The organism is Alicycliphilus denitrificans K601 (assembly GCF_000204645.1).
In the GTDB taxonomy this organism is placed as follows: Bacteria; Pseudomonadota; Gammaproteobacteria; order Burkholderiales; family Burkholderiaceae_C; genus Alicycliphilus; species Alicycliphilus denitrificans.
This window is the reverse complement of record NC_015422.1, coordinates 4098495-4121302: the sequence shown is the minus strand read 5'-3', so window position 1 is coordinate 4121302 and position 22808 is coordinate 4098495. Positions and strand designations below refer to the sequence as shown.

Here is a 22808-nt window from a genome sequence, read left to right as displayed (position 1 = left end):
TTCACCCGACGACCCGGGTTGCCGTCGCGTCCAGCTTCGGCGGGTTTTCGAAGGTATGGAACGGTGCCGGCGACGGAACCTCCCACTCCAGCCCCTCGGCCGCCTCCCAGGGGCGCTGCGGGGCCTTCTCGCCCTTGCCGCGCAGCATGGGCAGCACCACGGCGAAGAAGAAGTACAGCTGCGCCGCGCCGAAGAAGAAGGCGCCGATCGAGGCGATCATGTTGAAGTCGGCGAACTGCATCGGGTAGTCGGCATAGCGGCGCGGCATACCGGCGAGCCCCAGGAAGTGCATGGGGAAGAACGCGACGTTGAAGGAGATCATGGACCACCAGAAATGGATCCTGCCGCGCGTCTCGCTGTACATCACGCCGCTCCATTTGGGCGCCCAGTAGTAGTAAGCGCCGTAGATGGCGAACAGGGAGCCGGCCACCAGCACGTAGTGGAAGTGGGCGATGATGTAGTAGGTGTCTTGGATCTGGGTGTCGATGGGCACCACGGCCGGTATCACGCCGGTGAAGCCGCCGATGGTGAACACGAAGATGAAGCCCACGGCCCACAGCATCGGGGTCTCGAAGGTCATGGAGCCGCGCCACATGGTGGCGGTCCAGTTGAACACCTTCACCCCGGTCGGAATGGCGATCAGCATGGTGCCGTACATGAAGAACAGCTGGCCCGTGACCGGCATGCCGGTGGTGAACATGTGGTGCGCCCAGACGATCATCGACAGCGTGGCGATCGCCGCGATCGCATACACCATGGACGTGTAGCCGAACAGCCGCTTGCGCGCGAAGGTCGGCACGATCTGGCTGATCATGCCGAAGGCCGGCAGGATCATGATGTAGACCTCGGGGTGGCCGAAGAACCAGAAGATGTGCTGGTACATCACCGGGTCGCCGCCGCCGGCGGGGTTGAAGAAGCTGGTGCCGAAATGGCGGTCGGTGAGCGTCATCGTGATGGCGCCGGCGAACACCGGCATCACGGCGATCAGGAGGTAGGCGGTGATCAGCCAGCTCCAGCAGAAGATCGGCATCTTCATCAGCGTCATGCCGGGCGCGCGCATGTTCAGGATGGTGACGATGATGTTGATCGCGCCCATGATGGACGAGGCGCCCATGATGTGCAGCGCGAAGATGGCCGCGTCCAGCGACATGGGCATCTGCGCCGACAGCGGCGCGTAGAGCGTCCAGCCGCCTGCGGGCGCCCCGCCCGGCATGAAGAACGAGGCCGACAGCATGATGCCCGCGGGCACCAGCAGCCAAAAGCTGAAGTTGTTCATGCGCGCGAACGCCATGTCGGAGGCGCCGATCTGCAGCGGGATCATCCAGTTCGCAAAGCCCACGAAGGCCGGCATGATGGCGCCGAACACCATGATCAGCCCGTGCATGGTGGTGAACTGGTTGAACATCTCGGGGTTCACGATCTGCAGGCCGGGCTGGAACAGCTCGGCGCGGATCAGCATCGCCAGCAGGCCGCCGACCATCAGCATGGTGAAGGAGAACAGCAGGTACAGCGTGCCGATGTCCTTGTGGTTGGTGGCGAACAGCCAGCGCCGCCAGCCGGTGGGCTGGTGGTGGTCCGCGTGACCGGCGGCATGGCCTGCCGCGTGCCCATGGTTGTCCAGAACTGCGCTCATGGTCGAATCCTCAATACGTTGCTTTGGGCCTGGGTTCTCACTTGCCACGCTGGGCCACGATCTCGGCGGGCTGCACGAGCTGGCCGGTCTTGTTGGACCAGGCGTTCTTGGTATAGGTGACCACGGCCGCCAAGTCGGTGTCGCTCAGGGCCGCCCAGGCGGGCATGGCGCCATTGGCCGCACCCTTGAGGACCACCTGGATCTGCCGCGCATGGTCGGCATCCTTGACGATGGCCGAGCCATCGAGCGGCTTGATCGGGCCCGCGCCCTTGCCGTTGGCCTGGTGGCAGGCCGCGCAGTTGGCGGCGTAGACCTTGGCGCCGCGTGCCTCGAGGTCGGGCAGCGCCCAGACCTTATTCGGGTCATCGAGCTTGGCCGCTGCCTTCTTCTGTTCGGCAGCGACCCAGGCCGTGTACTCCGCCTGCGACAGCACCTTCACATGGATGGGCATGTAGGCATGCTCTTTGCCGCACAGCTCCACGCACTGCCCGTAGTAGTCGCCCGGCTTCTCGGCGCGGAACCAGGTGTCGCGCACGAAGCCCGGGATGGCGTCCTGCTTGACGCCGAAGGACGGCACCATCCACGAGTGGATCACGTCGTTGGCCGTGGTGATGATGCGCACCTTCTTGTTGACGGGCACCACCAGGGGGTTGTCCACCTTCAGCAGGTAGTTGTCGCCCTCGGGCGTGCCGGCGCTGGAGAGCGCGCGCTGCGAGGAGTCCAGCGTGGACAGGAAGCCGATGCCCTGCCCCTCGCCGTTGAGGTAGTCGTACCCCCACTTCCACTGGTAGCCGGTGACCTTGATGGTGAGGTCGGAGTTGGTCGTGTCCTTCTGTGCCACGATCACCTTGGTGGCCGGCGCGGCCATGGCGATCACGATCAGGAACGGGATCACCGTCCAAGTGACCTCGATGGTCGTCGATTCGTGAAAATTGGCCGCCTTGGCGCCGCGCGACTTGCGGTGGTGCCAGATGGAATAGAACATGACGCCGAACACGCCGATGAAGATGACCGTGCAGATGATCAGGAGCATCCAGTGCAGGTCGTGCTGCGCCTCGGCGATCTTGGTGACGGGCGGATGCAGGTTGAGCTGCCGCACCGCGGGGCCGCCTGGCAGGTCCTGCACCGCATGGGCGGCGGCGCTCAGCGATGCGAGCGGCGCCAGCAACAGGGAGGCCAGCTTGTTGGAAATGCTTGTCATGGTTCTCTCTTGTCTCTCAGCTCCAGTTGACCAATCCCTTGCCACATCCGCCCGGCGACAGGCAGTGCGCAAAGCCGCATGCATTCACACCCATGCCGGCCGGGGCCGGACAGCGCATGACCGCCGCTTTCCCAATCAGTCCAGACTGCTCTCCTTGGCAGCCTGTTGTCTCCACGATCCGCGACACGGACCCTCTCGATCACATTCAGCATGCCCAGCCCGAAACCTCGCTGCAATACGCGTTAGTCCCGAGGAAAGACGGCCGACAAGTGACGCAGAAGGGAGGCCCGACGGCGCCGTGGCGCCCTCAGAACTCCAGAAGTTGCGGCGGTGAAGGCCTGACAGCTGCCAGGCTTGCATGCGCCAAGAGAAGTTCCGGATCTGCAATCGCAATTCATTGTAGCCTGCATTGATAAAGATCATTGACGACGCAGATAGCGCCGCCGCAGGCTCAACGTGCCGATGTGCGCCCCGATTTCAGCATGGAGCGCATGTCCTGCAGGGACACCGCGCTGCTGCCCTCCACGCGCACGCGCGGCGCGGGCTTGAAGGCATGGCCGTAGACGATTTCGAAGGTCAGCGCCAGCTGCCCGTCATGGCGCGGGTCGGCCAGGCGCTGCGCCAAGGCCTGTTCCAGCTGCGTGCGCCAGTTGCGCCCGCGCAACGCCGCGAAGCGCCGGGGGTGCAGGTTGCGTCCCAGGCCGCGCAGCTCCTGCAGCAGGCGCTGCGGGGTGGCGAACGTGAGCGTGATGCGCTCCATGTCCATGATGGGCTCGGCGAACCCGGCCTGCACCAGCATGTCGCCCCAGTCGTGCATGTCGGTCATGGCATGGCCCGGCGCGGGCCACCCCAGGTCAGCATACAGGGCGTGCAGCTCGCGCAGCGTGTCCGGCCCCAGACAGGAGAACATCAGGTAGCCGTCCACCGCCAGCGCGCGGTGCCATCGGGCGATCAGCGCCTGCGGCTCGGTCGCCATGTGCAGGGCCATGTTGGACCAGAGCATCTGCTGGCTGCCGTCCTGCGGCAGGCCGAAGCGCGGCGCGGCCGCCGACCAGCGCGCCGGGCTCCACCAGGGCCTGGCAAGGCGCGCGCGGACCGCCGCCTCCCCCTGGGGCGAGGAGGTCTCCGCGATCTGGCTCACGGCCTGCGCGAAGCGCTCGCCCACCAGGGCATGGCCCTGCATGCCGCCGCGCAGCGGGTCCCAGTCGCACCATGCCGCGGGCGCCTTGACGATCCACTGCAGCCGCTCCTGCATGCGCCGTGCGACCTCCTCGTGCAGCCAGGGCGATTCATCGGGCACCAGGGCGTGCCAGCGCGCGGCGGCGACCGGGTCGATGGTTGGCGGGAGGGATTCAGGCATGGCGGGCCGCAAATGGCCGCGAGTATATTGAGCCCATGGCCGACACGCGCCCCGCAGGGATATCGCAGCACTGGCGCCGCGGGCTGCATGCCCTGACGGGCCTGGCAGCCGGGCTGCCCAGCCAGTGCGCCGTTTGCCACGCATGGCCCGCGCGCCGCCTGTGCGATGCCTGCCGCGCGCAATTCGCCCGGCCGGGCGCGCGCTGCAGTACCTGCGCGGCCGTGGTTCCCGACGGCGTGGCGCAGTGCGGGGAATGCCTGCGCCACCCGCCGCCGCTCGACGCCTGCCTGGCCGCCGTGAGCTACGGCTTCCCGTGGGCCCATCTCCTGGCGCAGTTCAAGTTCCAGGCCGACCCGGGCTGGGCTGCCGCGCTGGCCGAGCTCATGCGGCAGGCCCCGGGCGCGCAGACCGCCATCGCGCAGGCCGACCTGGTGCTGCCCGTGCCGCTGTCGCGCGAGCGGCTGCGCCAGCGCGGCTACAACCAGGCGCTGCTGCTGGCGCGCCGGCTGGGCAGCCCGCACATGCACCCGCATCTGCTGCTGCGCACACGCGACGCCGAGGCGCAAAGCCACCTCACGCGCGCGCAGCGCCTGCGCAACCTGCGCGGCGCGTTCATGCTCGACCCGCTGCTGGCGGCGCAAGCGTCGGGCCGGCGCGTGCTGCTGGTGGACGACGTGATGACCACGGGTGCCACGCTGCACGCGGCCGCCGCGCCCCTGCGCGAGGCCGGCGCGCGCCACGTCGCTGCCATCGTGCTGGCGCGCACGCCATGACCGGGTCGCACCGGCGGGGCGCGGGCAGGCGCCATACCGGTTGACAATAGCACGATGTTCCACATCGTCCTCGTCGAGCCCGAGATCCCGCCCAACACCGGCAACGTGATTCGCCTGGCCGCCAACACCGGCTGCATGCTGCACCTGGTAGAGCCGCTGGGCTTTTCCATGGAGGACCGGCTCATGCGGCGCGCGGGCCTGGACTACCACGAGTACGCCGAGGTGCGCCGCCACAGCGGCTGGACGGCGCTGCTGCGCGACATGCGGCCCGACCCCTCGCGCATGTTCGCGCTGACCACGCACGGCACGCGCTCGGTCTACGACGCGGGCTTCCTGCCTGGCGACTGGATGGTGTTCGGCGCCGAATCGCGCGGCCTGCCGCCCGAGCTGCGCGAGACCTTCCCGCCCGCGCAGCGCCTGCGCCTGCCGATGCTGCCCGGGCAGCGCAGCCTGAACCTGTCGAACGCGGTGGCCGTGACGGTCTACGAGGCCTGGCGGCAAAACAGCTTCCTGGCGCCCGCACCCCGCTAATCCCCGGCCTCGCCGCCCAGCGCCTCGCGGATGCGCTTGCGCGTGTGCTCCGACAGGAAGTCCAGGAAGGCCCGGGTGCGCGTCGGCATGAACTTGCGGCTGGGCAGCGCGGCGTAGAGCGTGTAGTGGCCGCAGGTCCAGGGCGCGAGCACGCGCACCAGCCGGCCGCTCTGCAGGTGCTCCGCCACCAAGTCAACGGACAGGACGGCGATGCCGGCGCCGCCGAGCGCAATCCCCATGAGCGTGTCCGAATGGTTGACCACGCACACCGGACGCACGGCCACCTCGGTCAAGCGCTCGCCATGCGCCGGATGGCTGAGCCGCACCACGCCGTGGCGCATATCCGCCATGTGGTCCGCCAGCAGGCAGTCATGCTCCGACAGTTCCTGCGGCGTACGCGGCGCGCCGCGGCGGCCCAGGTAGGCTAGCGAGGCGCACAGCACGCCCACCGTGGACGCGAAGGGCCGCGCGATCAGGTCGGCGTCGTAGTCCGAAGGCGTGCCGAGCAAGGTGATGTCGTGGTCGGCGATCGGCAGGTCGTCGCCTATCCGCACGTGGATGTCCAGCAGCACGGCCGGATGCCGCTGCCGGAACTGCGCCACCAGCGGCGCCAGGATGTGGGTGGCCAGCGCCGGGCTGGCGCACACCCGCAGCACGCCGCCCATGCCCCCGGTGTATTCCTGCGCCATGGCCCGCGCCTCGCCCACCTCGGCCAGGATCGTGCGCACGCGGGCCAAATAGGCCGCGCCCACCTCGGTCAGCGATACCCGGCGCGTGGTGCGCTGCAGCAGGCGCGCGCCCACGTCGCGCTCCAGGTCGGCGACGAAGCGCGTCACCGTGGCGGGCGCCATGTCCAGCGCGCGCGCCGCGGCCGCAAAGCCGCCCTCGTCGGCCACGGCCTGGAATACACGCATCGTCATCAGCCTGTCCATGTCCGGTCACCCCTGTCTGCAATGGCCGCGATTATTTCAATTTCATGAACCAATCGTTGCAGGAATGCGGCTTTTTCCAAGGGTTATCCCTCGATAAAGTGCACTCCATGGACGGCATTGCATTCATCTTCGAGCGCAACCGCCCACAGCCCCGGGGAGACCGGCAGCAGCCCGAGCCCGGGAAAGGACAACCCTGCCAAGGAAGGAACACACCATGAACAAGACCCTGATCGCCGCCGCGCTGGCCTTGGGCGCCATCGCCGCCGCGCATGCCGACGCCCCCGTCCAGTACGGCGAGGGCACCTACCCCGCCAACCTCATGCAGACGCAACCGAGCACGCTCACCCGCGAGGCCGTGATCGCCGACCTGGTGGCCGCGCGCGCCAACGGCACCATGCCCCGCTCCGGCGAGTGGGACGACATGGCCGCCGCCCCATTGGGCGGCACGGCGAGCGCGCGGACGCGCGCCGAGGTGCGCAATGAGGCGATCGAGGCCACCCAGGCCAGCGCCCACTCCCACGCGAGCAACTTCAACTGATCCGCTTCCACGGGCACGCCAAGCCGCTCGCCCCTTGCAGGGGGCGAGCGGCCTTTTCATGGCCGGCCGTGTTATGGAATCAAGCCTCGTCGAGCCAGGCGCAGATGCCCTGCCACTGCTCCAGGTCGCGCGCCACGCGCGAGGCGGTCACGTCGAACACCGACTGGCCCTGCGCCGCCAGCTGGATGTAGTTCTGCGTGTTGCGCAGGTAGCCGAGCACGGGCAGGCCCAGGCCGTCCACGAAGTTGCGCAGCTTTTCGGCGGCGATGGTGCGCGGGTCCACGCGCATACCGACGATGGCCACCCGCGCCAGCCCGCCCTTGCGCTGCGCGGCCAGCTCGTCCAGGTACTGGCCCGTGGCGAAGATATCGAACAGACTGGGCTGCAACGGCACGATGATCCTGTCGGCCAGTTTCAGCGCGTCCTTCAGGCGCCAGCCGCCCAGGCCCGCGGGGGTGTCGAGCACGGCGTGAGTGGCCTGCCTGGGCGGGGCGCTGATCCAGTCGGCATCCACCTCCCACACGCCTATGGGCCGCGCCGCCTGGGGGCGCTGCTGCAGCCACAGGCGCGCGGACTGCTGGCGGTCCGCGTCGCCCAGCACGACCTGGTGGCCGCGGCTGGCGAAGTAGCCCGCGATGTTGGTGGCCAGCGTGGACTTGCCCACGCCGCCCTTGGGACTGGCAACAGCGATGACCGGCATGCGACCCCTCTACAGTTTTGAATGAAAACCGGCTTCAGCGCCCATCCAGCAAGCGCTTGTAACTATTAATTCGAAAGCATCAGGCGTGCTGCGTGCCACGCTTGACGAAGAACAGCCCCGTGCCCACCAGCATCAGCAAGCCGCCGAACACGCGGTTCTGCGCGCGCATGGCGCCGGCGTTCTGCATCAGGCGGCGCAGCGCGCTGGCTCCGGCGGCATAGCCGTTCATGACGATCAGGTCCACCGTGATCAAGGTCGCGGCCATGACCAGCAGCTGGCTCCACAGCGGGCGCGCATCGCTCATGAACTGCGGCAGCACGGCCACCATGAACAGGATGCCCTTGGGGTTAGTGGCGTTGGTCAGCGCCCCGGTCAGCACGCGCCGGCGCCAGCTCGCGGGCGCGGCCACGAGGTCGCCGCCCAGCGTGCCGACGGAGCCCGCGCGCCACTGGCACAGGCCCAGGTAGATGAGGTAGCACGCGCCCAGCACCTTGACGATGCCAAAGGCGAGCTCCGATGCGATGAGCAGCGAGCCCACGCCCGCGCCCGCCACGACGAGGATGAACAGCAGGCCCAGCTCCAGCCCCAGGATGGTGGCGCCCGTCTTGCGCACGCCGTAGGACAGGCCATGGCTCATGGACAGCACGGCGCCCGAGCCCGGCGAGATGGCGATCACCCACGATGCCGCAAAAAAAGCCATCCAGGTATGCCAGTCCATGTCGCGCCGCGTAAGAAGAGAAAGGAAACGGCCGATTCTATCGACGGACGGCGCCTGCGCCGATGGACGCGGGGTGTCACAATTTCGGACCGCTTCCCGCCCCGCACCCCGTCCCACCATGGCCCACGCCCCCGTCTGGCTCACCTACGGATTCACCTACCTTGCCGCGGCCGTGATCGCGGTGCCCATCGCCCGCGCGCTGGGCCTGGGCGCCATCATCGGCTACCTGGCCGCGGGCATCGCCATCGGGCCCTGGGGCCTCTCGCTCGTCAGCAATGTACAGGACATCCTGCACTTCGCCGAGTTCGGCGTGGTGCTAATGCTGTTCCTCGTGGGGCTGGAGCTGCAGCCGGCCCGCCTGTGGAGCATGCGCCGCCCCATCTTCGGCCTGGGCTCGGCGCAGATGCTGGGCTGCGCCGCGCTGCTGTGGGCTGCGGCCTGGACCTTCGGCCTGCCCTGGCGCGTGGGGCTGGTGGGGGCGCTGGGGCTGGCGCTGTCTTCCACCGCGATCGCGCTGCAGGTCATCAACGAACGCAACCTCATGCGCACCGATGGCGGACAGAAGGCGTTCTCCATCCTGCTGTTCCAGGACGTGGCCGCCATCCCCATCCTGGCACTGCTGCCGCTGCTGGGTGTGGCGGCGGCCGATGCTGCCCACCCGCATGCGCCGCAGGACCTGATGGCCGAGGCCTTCAAGATCGTGGCCGTGGTGGGCGCCATCGTGCTCGGCGGGCGCTGGGTGCTGCGGCCGCTGCTGCGCTGGATCGCCAGGAGCAAGACGCCCGAGATCTTCACCGCCACCTCGCTGTTCCTGGTGGTGGGCATCGCCATGCTGATGCTGTCGGTGGGCCTTTCCATGGCGCTGGGTGCCTTCCTGGCCGGCGTGCTGCTGGCCGACAGCGAATACCGGCGCGAGCTGGAGACCGACATCGAGCCCTTCAAGGGCCTGCTGCTGGGTCTGTTCTTCATCGCCGTGGGCATGAGCATCGACTTCGGCGTGATTCTGCGCCAGCCCTTGGTCATGCTGGGCCTGCTGCTGGGCTTCCTGATCGTCAAGGCGCTGGTGATCTGGCTGCTGGCGCGCGTGACCGCCATGCCCTACCAGGAGCGGCCCGTGTTCACGCTGATGCTGGCGCAGGGCGGTGAATTCGCCTTCGTGGTGTTCCAGGCCGGCGCCACGTTCGGCGCCATTCCCCCCGAGACAGCCTCGCTGCTGATAGGCGCGGTGGCGCTGTCCATGCTTATCAGCCCGCTGCTGCTGGCGCTGCTGGACCGCGTGCTGCTCAAACGCTTCGCCACGCTCAAGAGCGCGCCGCAGGTGCGGGAGATCTCCGAGCCGCAGAGCGCGCCGGTGATCATCGCCGGCTTCGGGCGCTACGGGCAGATCGTGGCGCGCCTGATGCTCGCCCAGGGCGTCCCCGCCACGGTGCTGGACCACAGCGTGGAGATGCTGGAGGTGGCCCATACCTTCGGCTACCGCGTGTTCTACGGCGACGCCACGCGCGCGAACCTGCTGCGCATGGCCGGCGCGGAGCAGGCCCGCATCCTGGTGGTGGCGGTGGACGCTCCCGACCAGTCGATCAAGATCGTGCAGCTGGCGAAGAAGCATTTTCCGCACCTGCAGGTGGTGGCCCGCGCGCGCGACGTGACGCACTGGCACAGCCTGCGCGACCTGGGCGTGACCCATGTGGAGCGCGAGCTGTTCGAGTCCAGCCTGCGCACGGCGCGCACGGTGCTGGAGCTCACGGGCCTGCCGCCCCAGGAAGCCGACCGGCTGACCGAGCGCTTCCGCGCCCACAACATCGCGCTGTCTGAGCGCATGTACGAGCACCACAACGACCGCGAGGCCATGATCGCCGTGGCCAAGCAGGGGCGCCAGCAGCTCGTGGAGCAGATGGCCAAGGAGCGGCAGGAACGCGAAGCGCAGGAGCACTCGGCCAAGAAGGCGGTGCACGAACCGCTGCCGTGATCCAAGCGCCCGCCCCTGCATGGGCGGCAGTAGCGCGGCACGCGCCGCTCGCGCCTACAAATCCGGGTCGTGCACGATCTGTCCGGCCCCCGTGGTGTTGACCGCGTCAGCCGCCACGTCCATCAGGATGCGGCTGCGCTCGCCCGTGAAATGGATCGTGATGTATTGCACCGGCCGCTTGCGCCTGTCGTGCAGTAGCCGGACCAAGCGGACCAGCGGCGCCCCCACGTCGACCTGCAGCAGATTCGCCAGCACCGGGTCCGCAGCGACCGCAGTCATCTCCTGGATCACGCGGCCGAACTTCACACCCTCGGCTATCAGGATTTCGAACAGCGCACGCTTCTTGAGCTCCGCCTCGCTCACGTGCTGACCCACCGCGCGCGGCACCCAGGCGTCGGTGGCCATCACCGGCACGCCATGCACCGAGCGCAGGCGCACCGCATGCACTGCGACCTCGCCATCAGGCAGTTGCAACTGCTGCGCCACCACGGATGGGGGCGAGACCATTTCCACTTTCTGCACAGTCACCTCGGTCTCGCGGGCCTGCCGGCCCAGTGAGTCGAGCAAGCCGAAGCTGGCCTGCGGCCGCAGCGGCCGGGGCGCCGCCCGCACGAAGGTGCCGCGGCCGGGACGCTTTTCCACCAGGCCCAGTTGTTCGAGGTCGGAGACGGCTCGGCGCACCGTGATGCGCGAGACGTCGAACTGCGCGCACAGCGCATCTTCGGGCGGAATCAATCCGCCCACCGGGTAAATGCCCTGGGCGATCTGGTCGCGCAGAACCATGAAAAGCTGGCGGTGCAGGGCAGTGCCGGGCTTGCGGCTCAGCAGGGGGGCAATGGCAGTGTCCATGGAACTTCGATCGGTGCTCGGGCGGCAAGGCGCTAACTGAACGTGATTGTGCCTGCCATCCGGGCATATCCCATCAACAACATAACATCATAGTGTTATGATGTTGTTACGTTGAGATTTTTACTGCAGCGCACTGCGATCTTCCAGCCTCGGCTCTTCCAACATGACACCTGCCCGCACACTGCGCGACCTGCTCGCGCGCCCCGAGATCACCGTCGCCCCCGGCGCCTACGACGGCATGACCGCCAAGATGGTGGAGGCCGCCGGCTTCCCCTGCGTCTACATGACCGGTGCCGGCGCGTCGGCCGCGCGTGGCTTTCCCGACTATGGCCTGCTCGGCATGAGCGAGATGGCCGATGCCGCCGGCGTGCTGGCGCGCTCGGTCGCCATCCCCCTGGTCGCCGACGCCGACACCGGCTACGGCAACGAGCTCAACGTCACGCGCACCGTGCGCGAGTACGAGATGCGCGGCGTCGCCGGCCTGCACATCGAGGATCAGGTCGCGCCCAAGCGCTGCGGCCACCTCGACGGCAAGGAGGTCATCCCCTGCGAGCAGTTCGTGGCCAAGATCCGCGCCGCGCTGCACGCCCGGCGCGACCCGGACTTCCTCGTGATCGCGCGCACCGACGCGCGCGCCATGCTCGGCCTGGACGAAGCCGTGCGCCGCGCCCGCGCCGCCCTGGCGGCCGGCGCCGACATGGTCTTCGTGGAAGCCGCCCAGTCCCTCGAGGAACTCGCATCCATCCCCCGCCTCGTGCAGGGGCCGTGCCTGCTCAACATCGTGCGCGGCGGCAAGACGCCGGACCTGGGCCTGGCCCAGGCGCAGGACATGGGCTACCGCTTGGCCATCCTGCCCAGCCTGCTGATCGGCGCGGCCGCCTCGGCGTGCGAGCAGGCACTGTCGGCGCTCAAGGCCACCGGGCAGCCGCCGGCCTCGGCAGGCACGCCCGGCGTGGCCGAGCGCTTTCGCCGCCTGGGCGCGGCCGAGTGGGATGCACTGCGCACCCGCTTCCAGACGGCGCAGTGAGGACGGCATGGACACGCCCCATCCACGCACGCTGTTCGACAAGGTCTGGGACGCCCATGTGGTGCAGTCCCTGGCCGACGGCTGGGACCTGCTGCACATCGACCGCCACCTGCTGCACGACCTGTCGGGAACGGCCGGGCTGCGCCAGCTGGCCGAGCGCGGCCTGCCCGTGCGCAACCCGGGGCTGGCCTTCGCCACGCCCGATCACGCCGTCTCCAGCGCGCCGGACCGTACCGGCGAGACCTTCGCCGGCGGCGCGCGCCTGTACCAGGGCCTGAAGCTGCTGACGCGGCAGGCGGGCATCCGCATGTTCGACCTCGGCGAGCCCGGCCAGGGCATCGTGCACGTGATGGGGCCCGAGCTGGGCATCGTCCAGCCGGGCATGACGCTGGTCTGCGGCGACAGCCACACCTGCACCAATGGCGCGCTGGGCGCCATCGCCTTCGGCGTGGGCTCGTCCGAAGTGACGCACGTGCTGGCCAGTCAGACGCTGGTGCTGCGCCGCCCGCGCACCATGCGCGTACTGCTCGACGGGCTGCCCGGCCCTGGCGTGGGCGCCAAGGATCTGGCCCTGGCCCTGATCGGCTGGCTCGGCGCCAACGCCGGCAACGGCTTCGCGGTGGAATACGCGGGCGCGGCCGTCGAGGCCATGGAGGTCGAGCAGCGCATGACGCTGTGCAACCTGTCGATCGAGCTCGGCGCGCGCATCGGCATGGTCGCCCCCGACGTGAAGACCGAGGCCTATCTGCGCGGCCGGCCCTTCGCGCCGCAGGGGGACGCCTTCGCGCAGGCCCTGGCCCACTGGCGCACGCTGCCCAGCGACCCCGGTGCCCGCTACGAGCAGGAGTGGCACGTCAACGCCGCCGCCGTGGCGCCCACGCTGACCTGGGGCACCAGCCCCGAGCATGCGATGGCCGTCGACACGCGCGTTCCCGACCCGGCCGACGCCGCCAGCCCGGCGCAGCGCCAGGCCTGGCAGGCAGCGCTCGCCTACATGGGCCTGAAGGCGGGCGCGCCGCTGCAGGGCACGCGCATCGACCGCGTGTTCATCGGCTCATGCACCAACTCGCGCCTGTCGGATCTGCGCGAGGCGGCGGGGCTGCTGCGCGGGCGGCGCGTCGCGCCGCATGTGCAGGCCTGGGTGGTGCCGGGCTCGGAGAACGTCAAGCGCGCCGCGGAGCGCGAAGGCCTGCACGAAGCCTTCCGAGCCGCAGGCTTCGCATGGCGCGAGCCCGGCTGCAGCATGTGCGTGGCCGCCAATGGCGAGCAGGCCGCGCCGGGCGAGCGCGTGGTTTCCACCTCCAACCGCAACTTCGTCGGCCGCCAGGGGCCCGGCGCGCGCACGCACCTGGCCAGCCCGGCCAGCGCCGTGGCCGCCGCGCTGGCGGGCGCCATCGCCGATCCACGGAGCCTGTGAGCATGCAGCCCTTCACCATCCTGCGCGGCGCTGCGGCGCCGCTGCCGATCGACAACGTCGACACCGACCTCATCATCCGCATCGAGCGGCTGACCAGCCTGCAGCGCCACGAGCTCGGCCCCTGGGCCTTCGAGTCGCTGCGCTACCGCGGCGACGGCAGCGAGAACCCGGACTTCGTGCTGAACCAGGCGCCATGGCGCGAAGCGCCCATCCTGGTGGCCGGCCGCAACTTCGGTTGCGGCTCTTCGCGCGAAGGCGCCGTGTGGGCCCTGCTGGCGCGCGGCATCCGCTGCGTGGTCGCCGAGAGCTTCGGCGACATCTTCCACGCCAACTGCTTTCAGAACGGCGTGCTGCCAGTGCGCCTGCCCGCCGACGCACTGGCGCGCGCGCGTGCAGCCTGCACGCCGCAGGCTGCCTGGGAGATGGACCTGCGCGCCCAGCGCATCCTGCTGCCCGATGGCACCGCCCTGGCCTTCGAGGTCGACCCGCTGCGCCGCACGGCGCTGCTGGAAGGCCTGGACGACATCGGCCGCACGCTGCAGTTGCACGAAAACATCGACGCCTGGCAGGCTCGCGACCGCACCGCACGCCCCTGGATCTGGCGGCCCGCCCCCGGCGCAACCACCGAAGCCTGAACCCATGCACCAACCACACGCCATGACAACCACGACGAGACGATCCCCCATCCACGTGCGCCGCCCCGGCCGCGCATCGCTGGCCCTGCTGGCAGCCGCCAGCCTCTTCGGTGCGGCCCGGGCTGCTCCTGCGGCCGCGTGGGCGCCCACCCGCCCCGTGACGCTGGTCGTGCCCTACAACCCCGGCGGCGGCACCGACGCCACGGCGCGCGCCGTGGCCAGCCGCCTGGCCGTGCTGTGGAAGCAGCCGGTGCTGGTGGAGAACCTGGGCGGCGCCGACGGCCTGATCGGCACGCGCCGCGTCATCGAGGCAGCGCCGGACGGCTACACACTGCTGTTCCAGGTGCCTTCGATCCTGCTCATGAAGTACCAGCGCAGCCTCAAGGGCATCGACCCGGTGGCGCGGCTCACGCCGGTGACGGCCGTGGCCACCTCGCCGACCGCGATCGTGGTGACGGCCACGCTGCCGTTCAAGACCCTGCCCGATCTGGTCGCGTATTGCCGCAGCAAGCCCTGCAACGCGGGCAGCGGCGAGAACAGTTCCAAGGTGCGTGCCCAGAAGTTCGCGGCAGATTACCAGTTGCCGAATCTGGCCGTCGTGAACTACAGGGGCACCGCCCCCATCGTGGGCGACCTGGTCTCGGGCAACCTGACCATGGCCTTCACCGGCATCACCGCGGCCATACCGCTGCACAAGAGCGGGCGCCTGCGCGTCCTGGTAACCAACGGCCGCGACCGCGCCCATGCCCTGCCCGAAGTGCCCACGAGCATGGAGGCGGGCTGGGCCGATTCGTATTCGGTCACCTGGTACGGCATGTTCGCGCCCCAGGGCACGCCCCCGGCGGTGGCCCAGGCCATCGCCGATGCCGTACGCGAGGCCGGCAAGGACCCGCATGTGCGCGAGGCGCTGGCGACGGCCGGGGCCGAACCGGCCTTCACCAGCCCGGCGGCCTTCACCGCGATGGTGCGCGACGACGACGCGCGGCTGGGCGCGCTGGTGAAGCGCTTTCCCCTCGAAGACTGATGGAGCGAAACATGCAGACATCGAATGAACAAATCGGCGTGCCCTGCGCCATCCTGCGCGGCGGCACCAGCAAGGGCATCTACTTCAAGGCTGCGGACCTGCCGCCGCCCGGCGCGCAGCGCGACCGCCTGCTGATGGCCGTGCTCGGCGCGCAGGACCTGCTGCAGATCGACGGCCTGGGCGGCTCCCGGCTGGTCACGGCCAAGCTGGCCATCGTAGGCCCGCCGACGCATCCGCAGGCGGACGTGGACTACACCTACGGTATCGTGCCGCCGGGCCAGGGGCGGGTGGTCTACACCAGCAACTGCGGCAACATCTCCGCCGGTGTCGGGCCGTTCGCCATCGATGCCGGCCTGGTCGACGCCCGGGGGGCCGACACGCCCGTACGCATCCACAACACCAACACCGGCAAGCTGCTGGTGGCCCACGTGCCGGTGGCCGATGGCGGGGCGCGCGTGGCCGGCGATTTCGCGATCCCCGGCGTGCCTGGCACCGGCGCGCGCATCTTCATGGACTACCGCGGCACCGTGGGCGCCAAGACCGGGCGCGGCATGCCCACCGGACGCGCGCAGGACCGCATCACGCTGTCGGACGGTCGCGCCTTCGACACCAGCCTGTGCGACGTGGGCAACCCCTGCGTCTTCGTGGCCGCCCAGGCGCTGGGCCTGTCGGGCAGCGAACTGCCCGACCAGATCGACGCCAACGCACCCCTGCTGGCCACCCTGAAGGAGCTGCGCGCCCGCGCCGCCGCGCTGCTGGGCCTGTGCGGCGGCTGGCGGGAGGCGGATACCGCCTCGCCCGCGCTGCCGCTGGTGGTGCTGGTGGCGCCGCCGGCCGGCTATGCCGATGCGCAGGGCCGCACCGTGCCCGCAGAGGCCATGGACCTGCGCGCGCGCCTGGTCTTCTATGGCCGCTGCCACGAAAGCATGGCCGGCACGGGCGCGATTTGCACATCGGCCTGCGCCAGCGTCGCGGGCTCGGTCGTGCAGCAGGCGACCCGACCCGAAGGGGAGCGCGTCGCGCCCGCGAGCCTGCACATCGGCCATCCGCTGGGGGCCATGCGCGTCGAAGTGCAGGGCCATGCCCGGGCCGACGAGCCGCTGGTGTTCGAAGCCCTGGGTTTCGCACGAACCGCCCGCCGACTCATGGACGGTGTGGCCTGGGTGCCGCGCAGCGTGCTCGAAGGGTAAGGCCGTGCCGTCCGCATCCAACGCCCCATCGGTGGCGCAGCGCATCGCCCGGTTCGCCACCACGTTCGACGCCAGCACCCTAGAACCGGCGCACCGGGACATTTGCGCCCGCACGCTGGCGGACACCTATGCCGTCGCATTCGCCGGACAGGGAGAGCCCGCAGTCCATGCGGCGCTGCGCTACCTGCACGGCGGCGGCCTGCTCCATGACGACGGTGGCCCCGGCCGGGCCCGGCTGTGGGGGCGCGGCGCCTGGGCGGCAGCAGAAACCGCCGCCTGGTTCAACGGTGTGGCCGGCCATGTGCTGGACTACGACGACGTGAACGTGGCGCAGCGCGGCCATCCGAGCGTCGTGCTGTGGCCGGCTCTGCTGGCACTGGCGCAGGCGCGCGGCCTGGACGGCGAGCGCCTGCATGCCTCCTACGTGGTGGGACTGGAGGTGCTGGTCAAGCTGTCGCGTGCCTTCGCACCGGAGCACTACGCCGCGGGCTGGCACTCCACCGCCAGCATCGGCGTGCTGGGCGCCACCGCGGCCTGCGCCTATCTGCTGCGGCTCGACGCTGGCCAGATCGCGCACGCGCTGGGCCTGGCCGTGGCGCAGGCGGCCGGCTCGCGCGAGAACGTGGGCACGCAGGCCAAGTGCTTCCAGGCCGGGCAGGCCGGCGGCGCGGCGGTGCGCGCGGCGCTGCTGGCGGCCGCCGGGTTCGAGGCCGGGGCGCATGCCATCGACGGCCCTCATGGCTACCTGCGCACTTACGCAGACGGCGCATCCGCCGACGCCTGGCTGGCCCGGCTCGGCGAGGCGCCGCTGGAGATCGAGCGCAGCGGGCTGGACATCAAGCAATACCCCATGTGCTACGCGACGCACCGCGCCATCGACGCCATGCTGGATCTGCGCGCCGCGCACGACCTGCGGCTGCAGGACATCGCGCGTGTGGACGTGCTCGGCAGCCCGGGCGCCTTCGTGCCGCTGGTGCACCCGCGGCCGGCCAACGGGCTGCAGGGCAAATTCAGCCTGCCCTATGCGATGGCTGCGGCCGCCGAGGACGGCGCGGTGCGGCTCGCCAGTTTCACGGATACGGCGGTGCGCCGCCCGCAGATCCAGCGCTTCTTCGACCGCGTGCACTGGCAGGAAGAAACGGGCGACATCGGAGCGCGCATGGCAGAGGTGCGGCTGCTGCTGCGCGACGGACGCCGGCTGGCGCAGCGCGTGGAACTGCTGCGCGGCTCGGCCCAGCGCCCGCTGGACGAGCCCCAGTTCGTGGCCAAGCTGGGCGACTGCCTGCACTGGGGCGGCGCCCAGCCGGACGGCCAGGCCGGGCTACGCCTGCTGCGCCATTGCGAGGCGCTGCCCGGCATGCGCGTACAGGCATGGGCGCAGGCGCTGGACGCGCTGCACCCGGTACAGGAATCACATCAAGGAGAGACGAACCCATGAAACGCTTGCATGCAACCCTGTTGGCCGCCGTGGCGCTGGCCAGCATCCCCATGGCCGCGCAGGCGGCCTACCCCGACCGGCCCATCAGGCTGGTGGTCGGCTTCGGCGCCGGCGGCGGCGCGGACAACGTGGCCCGCGCGCTGGCCGATGCCATGGGCCGCAGCCTGGGCCAGACCGTGATCGTGGACAACAGGCCGGGCGCGGGCACCACGCTGGCGGCGGGCACCGTGGCGCGCGCGCCGGCCGACGGCTACACGCTGATGATGCTCACGTCCACCAACACCATCTCGCCGAGCATGTACAAGTCGCTGTCCTACGACGCGGCGACCGCCTTCAGCATGGTCAGCACGGTGGCGCGCGGCCCGCTGCTGATCGCCGTGCCCAAGGACTCCGGCATCCGGACGCTGGCCGATCTGCTGGCGCGCGCCCGCCAGGCGCCCGGCAAGCTCAACTACGGCGCCGGCGGCGTGGGCACCACGCCCCACCTGGCTGCCCTGGTGCTGCAGCGCGACGCCGGCGTGCGCATGGCGCACATCCCTTACAAGGGGGGCAGCGAGACGGCCACTGCGCTGGTGGGCGGGCAGCTCGACGTGCAGTTCGGCACTCCGCCCGCGGTGGCACCCATCGCCTCACGCGCGAATGTGCTGGCAGTGGCCACGGCCCGGCGCACGCCGCTGGCGCCCGGCGTGCCGGCCGCCGCCGAAACGGTCAAGGGCTACGAGGTGACGAGCTGGTACGGCATCGGCGGGCCCGCCGGCATGCCGCCGGAGGTGGTGGGCACGCTGTCCAGGGCCGTGCACGCCGCGCTGGCTGACGAACGGCTGCGCCAGCAGTTCACGCTGCTGGGCGTGGAGGCGGCCCCCAGCTCGCCCGCGCAGGCCGACAGGCTCTACACCGAAGAACTGGCGCGCTGGGCCGAGGTGGTCCGCAGCGAAGGCCTGCAGTCCGACCAGTGACACCTATCCATCCTCCAGGAGACTCCATGCCCTCGCTCACCACCCGCCGCCGCTTCCTGCAATACGCCGGCACGGCCGCCACCGCTGCCCTGGGCGCGCCCCTGGCCCTCGCGCAGGGTGACGCCTTTCCTTCCAGGCCTATCCGCATCGTCGTGGGCTATCCACCGGGTCAGACCGTGGACAGCAGCGCCCGGGCGCTCGCCATCGCGCTGTCGGACATCCTGGGCAAGCCGGTGTACGTCGAGAACAAGGCCGGCGCCAATGGCATCCTGGGCGCCCAGGAGGTCAGGCAGGCCGCGCCGGACGGCCATACGCTACTGCTGGGAACGTCCGGCCAACTGGCGATCAACCCGGCGATCTACAGCAAGCCGGGCTATGACCCGCTCAAGGATTTCGAGCCGGTCATGCTCAACGGCGTGGGCCGCCTCTATCTGGTCGTGCCCGCTGCCTCGCCCTTCAACAGCCTGGCGGCGCTCGTGCAGTACGCCAAGGCCAACCCGGGCAAGCTCAACTACGGCTCGGGCGGGCGCGGCATCACCGCGAACCTGGCGATGGAGCTGCTCAAGAAGGCCGCGGGGCTGGACATCCTGCATGTGCCGTACAAGGGCTCGTCGGCAGCCCTGACGGACCTGATCGGCGGGCAGATCGACGTGATGATGGACGCTGGCGGCCTGGTGCTGCCGCAGGTGCGCCAGGGCAAGCTGAAGGTGCTGGCCGTCTCCAGCACGGCGCGCTACAAGGAGCTGCCCCAGGTGCCGACCATCGCGGAGCAGGGCTACCCCGGCTTCGAGGTGGCTTCGTGGACGGCGCTCGTGGCGCCGGCGGGCACTCCGCCCCAGGTGGTGGACCTGCTCAACAAGGCCGCGCTCAAGGCCCAGGCACGGCCCGACGTGATCAAGGCATCGGCCACCACGGGCAGCGAACCATCCGGCAGCTCGCCGCGGCAGCTCAGGGAATTCCTCGCGTCCGAGAACCGGAAATGGGCCGAGGCCGCGCAGGCCGCGGGGGTGGCGCCGGAGTGAGGCATGCGCCCCGAGGCTCCGAGGGTGCAGTGCAGCGTGTGGTGGTTTACATATGGAAAGTGCCGCCAACGCTTGTCCAGCAATCGCAGGCAGCTATCAATAGGATTGCAGACTCAATCCACGAGGTAGCGTTCCACCAGCAGGCTCCAGTACGCCGCCCCGGTGCGCAGGTTGTCGTCGTTGAAGTCGTACCGGGGGTGGTGCACCGGATGGCAGGGCTCATTGAACAGGCCATTGCCCAGGCGCAGGTAGCAGCCGGGCCGCCGCTGCAGCATGAAGGAGAAATCGTCGCCCGCCGTGACCAAGCCGAAGTCCGGATCCACGCGCTCGGGGCCCAGCAGTTCGCGGGCCACTTCCACAGCGAAATCCACCTCGCGGTCCGTGTTCACCAGCGCGGGGTAGCCCGTCTGGTAGTCGATCTCGGCCCGCGCGCCATAGCTCTGCGCCTGTCCATGCACCGTGGCCTCGATGCGCTCGCGCAACAGGTCGCGCACCCCGGGGTCGAAACAGCGCACGCTCAACTCGACGCGCGCCTCGTCCGGGATCACGCCGTAGAAGCCGCCCGACTGCAGCGTGCACACCGAGAGCACTGCGGTCTGCGTGGCATCCACGTTGCGCGAGACGATGGTCTGCAGCGCCATCACGATGCTGGCGGTCACCACGGAGGGGTCCACCGTCAGGTGCGGGCGCGCCACGTGGCCGCCCTTGCCGATGACGCGGATGCTCACCTTGTCCGTGGCAGGCTGGGACGCGCCCTTGCGCGCCATGATCGACCCCACCTCGGCGCCCGGATGGTTATGCAGGCCGAACACGGCGTCGCAGGGAAACCGCTCGAACAAGCCATCGGCCAGCATGCGCTCGGCGCCACTGTCGTAGCCTCGCTCCTCGGCGGGCTGGAAGTACAGGTGCAGCGTGCCCGAGAAGCGGCGCGTGCGCGCCAGGTACCTGGCGGCCCCGAGCAGGATGGAGGTATGGCCGTCATGGCCGCAGGCGTGCATCTTGCCGGGCACGGTGCTGGCATAGGGCAGGCCCGTTCTTTCCTCGATGGCCAGCGCATCCATGTCCGCGCGCAGGCCGATGCGCCTGGAGCCGCTGCCGGCCTTGAGCGTGCCGACGACGCCCGTCGTGCCCACGCCCGTGGCGACCTCGAAGCCCCACTCGCGCAGCTTGCGCGCCACCAGGTCGGCCGTGGCCGTCTCCTCGAAGGCCAGCTCCGGGTGGCGGTGGATCTGGTGCCGGATGGCGGTGATCTCCGGCAGGTCCTGGGCGAGCTCCTCGAGCCTCGGGTGCGGTGCGGGCATGGGTGCCCCTCTTTCAGTTGACGGTGATGTTGAGCTGCTTCACGGCATCGGTCCACTTGGCGTATTCGCCCTGCATGAACTGCTGGAACTGCGCGGGCGTCCCCGGCAGAACATCGTTGCCGGTGGCCGCCAGGGTGCGTTGCGTCTCAGGGTTGAGCAGCACTTTCTGGAGCGCGGCGTTGAGCTTCTGGACAACGGCGTCCGGTGTTCCCTTGGGCGCCACCAGGCCATACCAGGACGTGACGTCGAAGCCCGGGTAGCCCGACTCGGCCACCGTCGGAATCTGGGGCAGCATCTTCAGGCGGCTGGCGCCGGAAACGGCCAAGCCCCGCAGCCTGCCTCCCTGGATCATCGGGCCCGAGGACGAGGCGATGTCGAACGCCACGTCGATGTCGCCCGAGAGCATGCCCGTCAGCATGGGGGCCGTTCCCTTGTAGGGAACATGCGTCATGGCCACGCCGGCCTTGGCATTGAGCATTTCCAGGGCGACCTGCGGGCTGACGCCCGCGCCCGTGGAGCCGTAGTTGATCTGTCCAGGCTTGGCCTTGGCCGCCGCCATCAGCTCCTGGACGCCGCGCACCGGCGAGGTCAGTATATGGTCCGGGTATTGATTCAACAAATCGATACTGACGATGACACACATCGATCATTTCAATCTACGATCCTTCGATCATCAAGCAGCCGGCCATGAGCCATGCCCTCTCGGTCCTGCGGGTACTGCTGGACGACGATCTGTTCGTGCGCGTGGGCTACCGGATGGAGCCGACCCTGCGAGCGCGCGCGCTGCACGAGCCGGTGCGCGAGCTGCTCGGCGCCTCCCAGAAGCTGCTGCTCTCGCACCGCAGCTTCGACCCCGCCGTGGACGAGCGGGTCTTTCGGATCGGGTTGTCCATCCAGTCCGAGTCGATGCTGATCGCCGAGCTCTTCGCTGACCTCGCGCTGTCGGCGCCCCGGGTCAAGCTGCTGCTGAGCCCCACCAGCCGCGAGAAGGCCTACGGCGCGCTGGACACGGAGCAGATCGACCTGGCCATTGGCTACCTGCCCGGCGGCAGCAACTGGCACCACCGCGCCGAACTGCACGACCTGGGCGTGGTCTGCTGCTTCCATCCAAAGCTCCTGCCCTACCAGACGCCCATAGGGCTGAACCAGTACCGAGCCAGCCGCCATGCCCTGATCTCCGCCAAGAACAACCTGCACGGATACATGGAGGAAGCGTTCAACAAGGCCCGGGTGGACATCGAGCCGGTGCTCGCGGCGCCCAGCTTCCTCACCCTGTTCGCCACTGTGGCGCGCGCGCCGCTGGTCACCACCGTGCCGGCCATCGTCGCACAGCACTACGCGCCGATGTTCGGGCTGGCGACGAGCCCGCTACCGTTCGCGTTCCCATCGTTTCCGGTACAGCTCATCTGGCATGCGCGCAGCCATGAAGACAGCGCGCACCAGTGGCTTCGGCAGCGGATCGAGCGGAGCGCGGCGGCCATCGTTTCGCCGGGTCTGTTTCAGCCGGGATGATTGAATGCGCTCCACCTATTGCGAACGTATAGCCGCCCAAGCTCGCGCTTCCGATCACACCGGACGTATACGTCACCGACCC

General features: G+C 69.7%; 22 protein-coding genes. 13 read left to right on the top strand and 9 right to left on the bottom strand.

Annotated elements, in window-relative coordinates:
- Window position 1 precedes the first annotated feature (1 nt).
- The 3 genes from ctaD to ALIDE2_RS19590 all read right to left on the bottom strand — a co-directional run bounded on the left by ctaD (window position 2) and on the right by ALIDE2_RS19590 (window position 4194).
- The gene (gene ctaD, locus ALIDE2_RS19600; RefSeq protein ID WP_013520287.1) at window positions 2–1633 is read right to left on the bottom strand and encodes a cytochrome c oxidase subunit I; all 1632 of its coding nucleotides are present in this window, start codon (window positions 1631–1633) and stop codon (window positions 2–4) included.
- A gap of 37 nt (window positions 1634–1670) precedes the next feature.
- Window positions 1671–2834 (bottom strand): cytochrome c oxidase subunit II, encoded by a 1164-nt coding sequence (gene coxB, locus ALIDE2_RS19595; protein WP_013520288.1) that lies wholly within the window; start codon window positions 2832–2834, stop codon window positions 1671–1673.
- Between the two features lie 451 nt (window positions 2835–3285).
- On the bottom strand, window positions 3286–4194 hold the full coding sequence (locus ALIDE2_RS19590) for a class I SAM-dependent methyltransferase (protein ID WP_013520289.1): 909 nt from the start codon (window positions 4192–4194) through the stop codon (window positions 3286–3288).
- Window positions 4195–4229: 35 nt separating this feature from the next.
- Here ALIDE2_RS19590 and ALIDE2_RS19585 point away from each other — a divergent pair, with 35 nt between their 5' ends.
- Both ALIDE2_RS19585 and ALIDE2_RS19580 read left to right on the top strand, forming a co-directional pair.
- Window positions 4230–4967 carry a ComF family protein gene (locus tag ALIDE2_RS19585; protein ID WP_013520290.1) on the top strand — a complete coding sequence of 246 codons (738 nt, stop codon included), beginning with the start codon at window positions 4230–4232 and terminating at the stop codon, window positions 4965–4967.
- A gap of 54 nt (window positions 4968–5021) precedes the next feature.
- Window positions 5022–5498, top strand: a complete 477-nt coding sequence (locus ALIDE2_RS19580; protein ID WP_013520291.1) for a tRNA (cytidine(34)-2'-O)-methyltransferase — start codon at window positions 5022–5024, stop codon at window positions 5496–5498.
- Here the strand turns inward: ALIDE2_RS19580 and ALIDE2_RS19575 are convergent.
- Window positions 5495–6418: a LysR family transcriptional regulator gene (locus tag ALIDE2_RS19575; RefSeq protein WP_013722969.1), complete on the bottom strand. Its 924-nt coding sequence runs from the start codon at window positions 6416–6418 to the stop codon at window positions 5495–5497. The two genes, ALIDE2_RS19580 and ALIDE2_RS19575, sit on opposite strands and share 4 nt — an antisense overlap.
- A gap of 226 nt (window positions 6419–6644) precedes the next feature.
- Here ALIDE2_RS19575 and ALIDE2_RS19570 point away from each other — a divergent pair, with 226 nt between their 5' ends.
- On the top strand, window positions 6645–6968 hold the full coding sequence (locus ALIDE2_RS19570) for a DUF4148 domain-containing protein (protein WP_013520293.1): 324 nt from the start codon (window positions 6645–6647) through the stop codon (window positions 6966–6968).
- A gap of 79 nt (window positions 6969–7047) precedes the next feature.
- Here ALIDE2_RS19570 and ALIDE2_RS19565 read toward each other — a convergent pair whose 3' ends face one another.
- Window positions 7048–7668 (bottom strand): ParA family protein, encoded by a 621-nt coding sequence (locus ALIDE2_RS19565; protein ID WP_013520294.1) that lies wholly within the window; start codon window positions 7666–7668, stop codon window positions 7048–7050.
- A 79-nt stretch (window positions 7669–7747) separates the two neighbouring features.
- Window positions 7748–8386, bottom strand: a complete 639-nt coding sequence (locus ALIDE2_RS19560; RefSeq protein WP_013520295.1) for a LysE family transporter — start codon at window positions 8384–8386, stop codon at window positions 7748–7750.
- Between the two features lie 118 nt (window positions 8387–8504).
- On the opposite strand from ALIDE2_RS19560, the gene kefC reads away from it, so the two are divergent.
- Window positions 8505–10355, top strand: a complete 1851-nt coding sequence (gene kefC, locus ALIDE2_RS19555; RefSeq protein WP_013520296.1) for a glutathione-regulated potassium-efflux system protein KefC — start codon at window positions 8505–8507, stop codon at window positions 10353–10355.
- A gap of 54 nt (window positions 10356–10409) precedes the next feature.
- Here kefC and ALIDE2_RS19550 read toward each other — a convergent pair whose 3' ends face one another.
- The gene (locus ALIDE2_RS19550) at window positions 10410–11204 is read right to left on the bottom strand and encodes a GntR family transcriptional regulator (protein WP_013520297.1); all 795 of its coding nucleotides are present in this window, start codon (window positions 11202–11204) and stop codon (window positions 10410–10412) included.
- Window positions 11205–11367: 163 nt separating this feature from the next.
- On the opposite strand from ALIDE2_RS19550, the gene ALIDE2_RS19545 reads away from it, so the two are divergent.
- Genes ALIDE2_RS19545 through ALIDE2_RS19510 form a run of 8 tightly spaced genes read left to right on the top strand, consistent with a single transcriptional unit; the run spans window position 11368 to window position 19913 of the window.
- Window positions 11368–12231, top strand: a complete 864-nt coding sequence (locus ALIDE2_RS19545) for an isocitrate lyase/PEP mutase family protein (RefSeq protein ID WP_013520298.1) — start codon at window positions 11368–11370, stop codon at window positions 12229–12231.
- Window positions 12232–12238: 7 nt separating this feature from the next.
- On the top strand, window positions 12239–13648 hold the full coding sequence (leuC, locus tag ALIDE2_RS19540; protein ID WP_013520299.1) for a 3-isopropylmalate dehydratase large subunit: 1410 nt from the start codon (window positions 12239–12241) through the stop codon (window positions 13646–13648).
- Between the two features lie 2 nt (window positions 13649–13650).
- The gene (gene leuD, locus ALIDE2_RS19535; protein ID WP_013520300.1) at window positions 13651–14283 is read left to right on the top strand and encodes a 3-isopropylmalate dehydratase small subunit; all 633 of its coding nucleotides are present in this window, start codon (window positions 13651–13653) and stop codon (window positions 14281–14283) included.
- A gap of 4 nt (window positions 14284–14287) precedes the next feature.
- Entirely contained in the window at window positions 14288–15307 is a 1020-nt protein-coding gene (locus ALIDE2_RS19530; RefSeq protein WP_238530056.1) for a tripartite tricarboxylate transporter substrate binding protein, read from the top strand.
- An 11-nt stretch (window positions 15308–15318) separates the two neighbouring features.
- The gene (locus ALIDE2_RS19525; protein WP_013722967.1) at window positions 15319–16497 is read left to right on the top strand and encodes a 2-methylaconitate cis-trans isomerase PrpF family protein; all 1179 of its coding nucleotides are present in this window, start codon (window positions 15319–15321) and stop codon (window positions 16495–16497) included.
- A gap of 4 nt (window positions 16498–16501) precedes the next feature.
- On the top strand, window positions 16502–17935 hold the full coding sequence (locus ALIDE2_RS19520; protein WP_013722966.1) for an MmgE/PrpD family protein: 1434 nt from the start codon (window positions 16502–16504) through the stop codon (window positions 17933–17935).
- Complete coding sequence (locus tag ALIDE2_RS19515; RefSeq protein ID WP_013722965.1) at window positions 17932–18891, top strand: tripartite tricarboxylate transporter substrate-binding protein; 960 nt, start codon at window positions 17932–17934, stop codon at window positions 18889–18891. Before ALIDE2_RS19520 ends, ALIDE2_RS19515 begins: the two co-directional genes overlap by 4 nt.
- A 26-nt stretch (window positions 18892–18917) precedes the next feature.
- Window positions 18918–19913, top strand: a complete 996-nt coding sequence (locus tag ALIDE2_RS19510) for a Bug family tripartite tricarboxylate transporter substrate binding protein (RefSeq protein WP_013520305.1) — start codon at window positions 18918–18920, stop codon at window positions 19911–19913.
- A 113-nt stretch (window positions 19914–20026) separates the two neighbouring features.
- Here ALIDE2_RS19510 and ALIDE2_RS19505 read toward each other — a convergent pair whose 3' ends face one another.
- Together ALIDE2_RS19505 and ALIDE2_RS19500 are read right to left on the bottom strand one after the other, a co-directional pair.
- Complete coding sequence (locus tag ALIDE2_RS19505; protein WP_013722964.1) at window positions 20027–21214, bottom strand: M20 aminoacylase family protein; 1188 nt, start codon at window positions 21212–21214, stop codon at window positions 20027–20029.
- A 13-nt stretch (window positions 21215–21227) separates the two neighbouring features.
- On the bottom strand, window positions 21228–21830 hold the full coding sequence (locus ALIDE2_RS19500) for a Bug family tripartite tricarboxylate transporter substrate binding protein (protein ID WP_238530055.1): 603 nt from the start codon (window positions 21828–21830) through the stop codon (window positions 21228–21230).
- Window positions 21831–21901: 71 nt separating this feature from the next.
- On the opposite strand from ALIDE2_RS19500, the gene ALIDE2_RS19495 reads away from it, so the two are divergent.
- The gene (locus ALIDE2_RS19495; RefSeq protein ID WP_013520308.1) at window positions 21902–22726 is read left to right on the top strand and encodes a LysR substrate-binding domain-containing protein; all 825 of its coding nucleotides are present in this window, start codon (window positions 21902–21904) and stop codon (window positions 22724–22726) included.
- Window positions 22727–22808 lie beyond the last annotated feature (82 nt).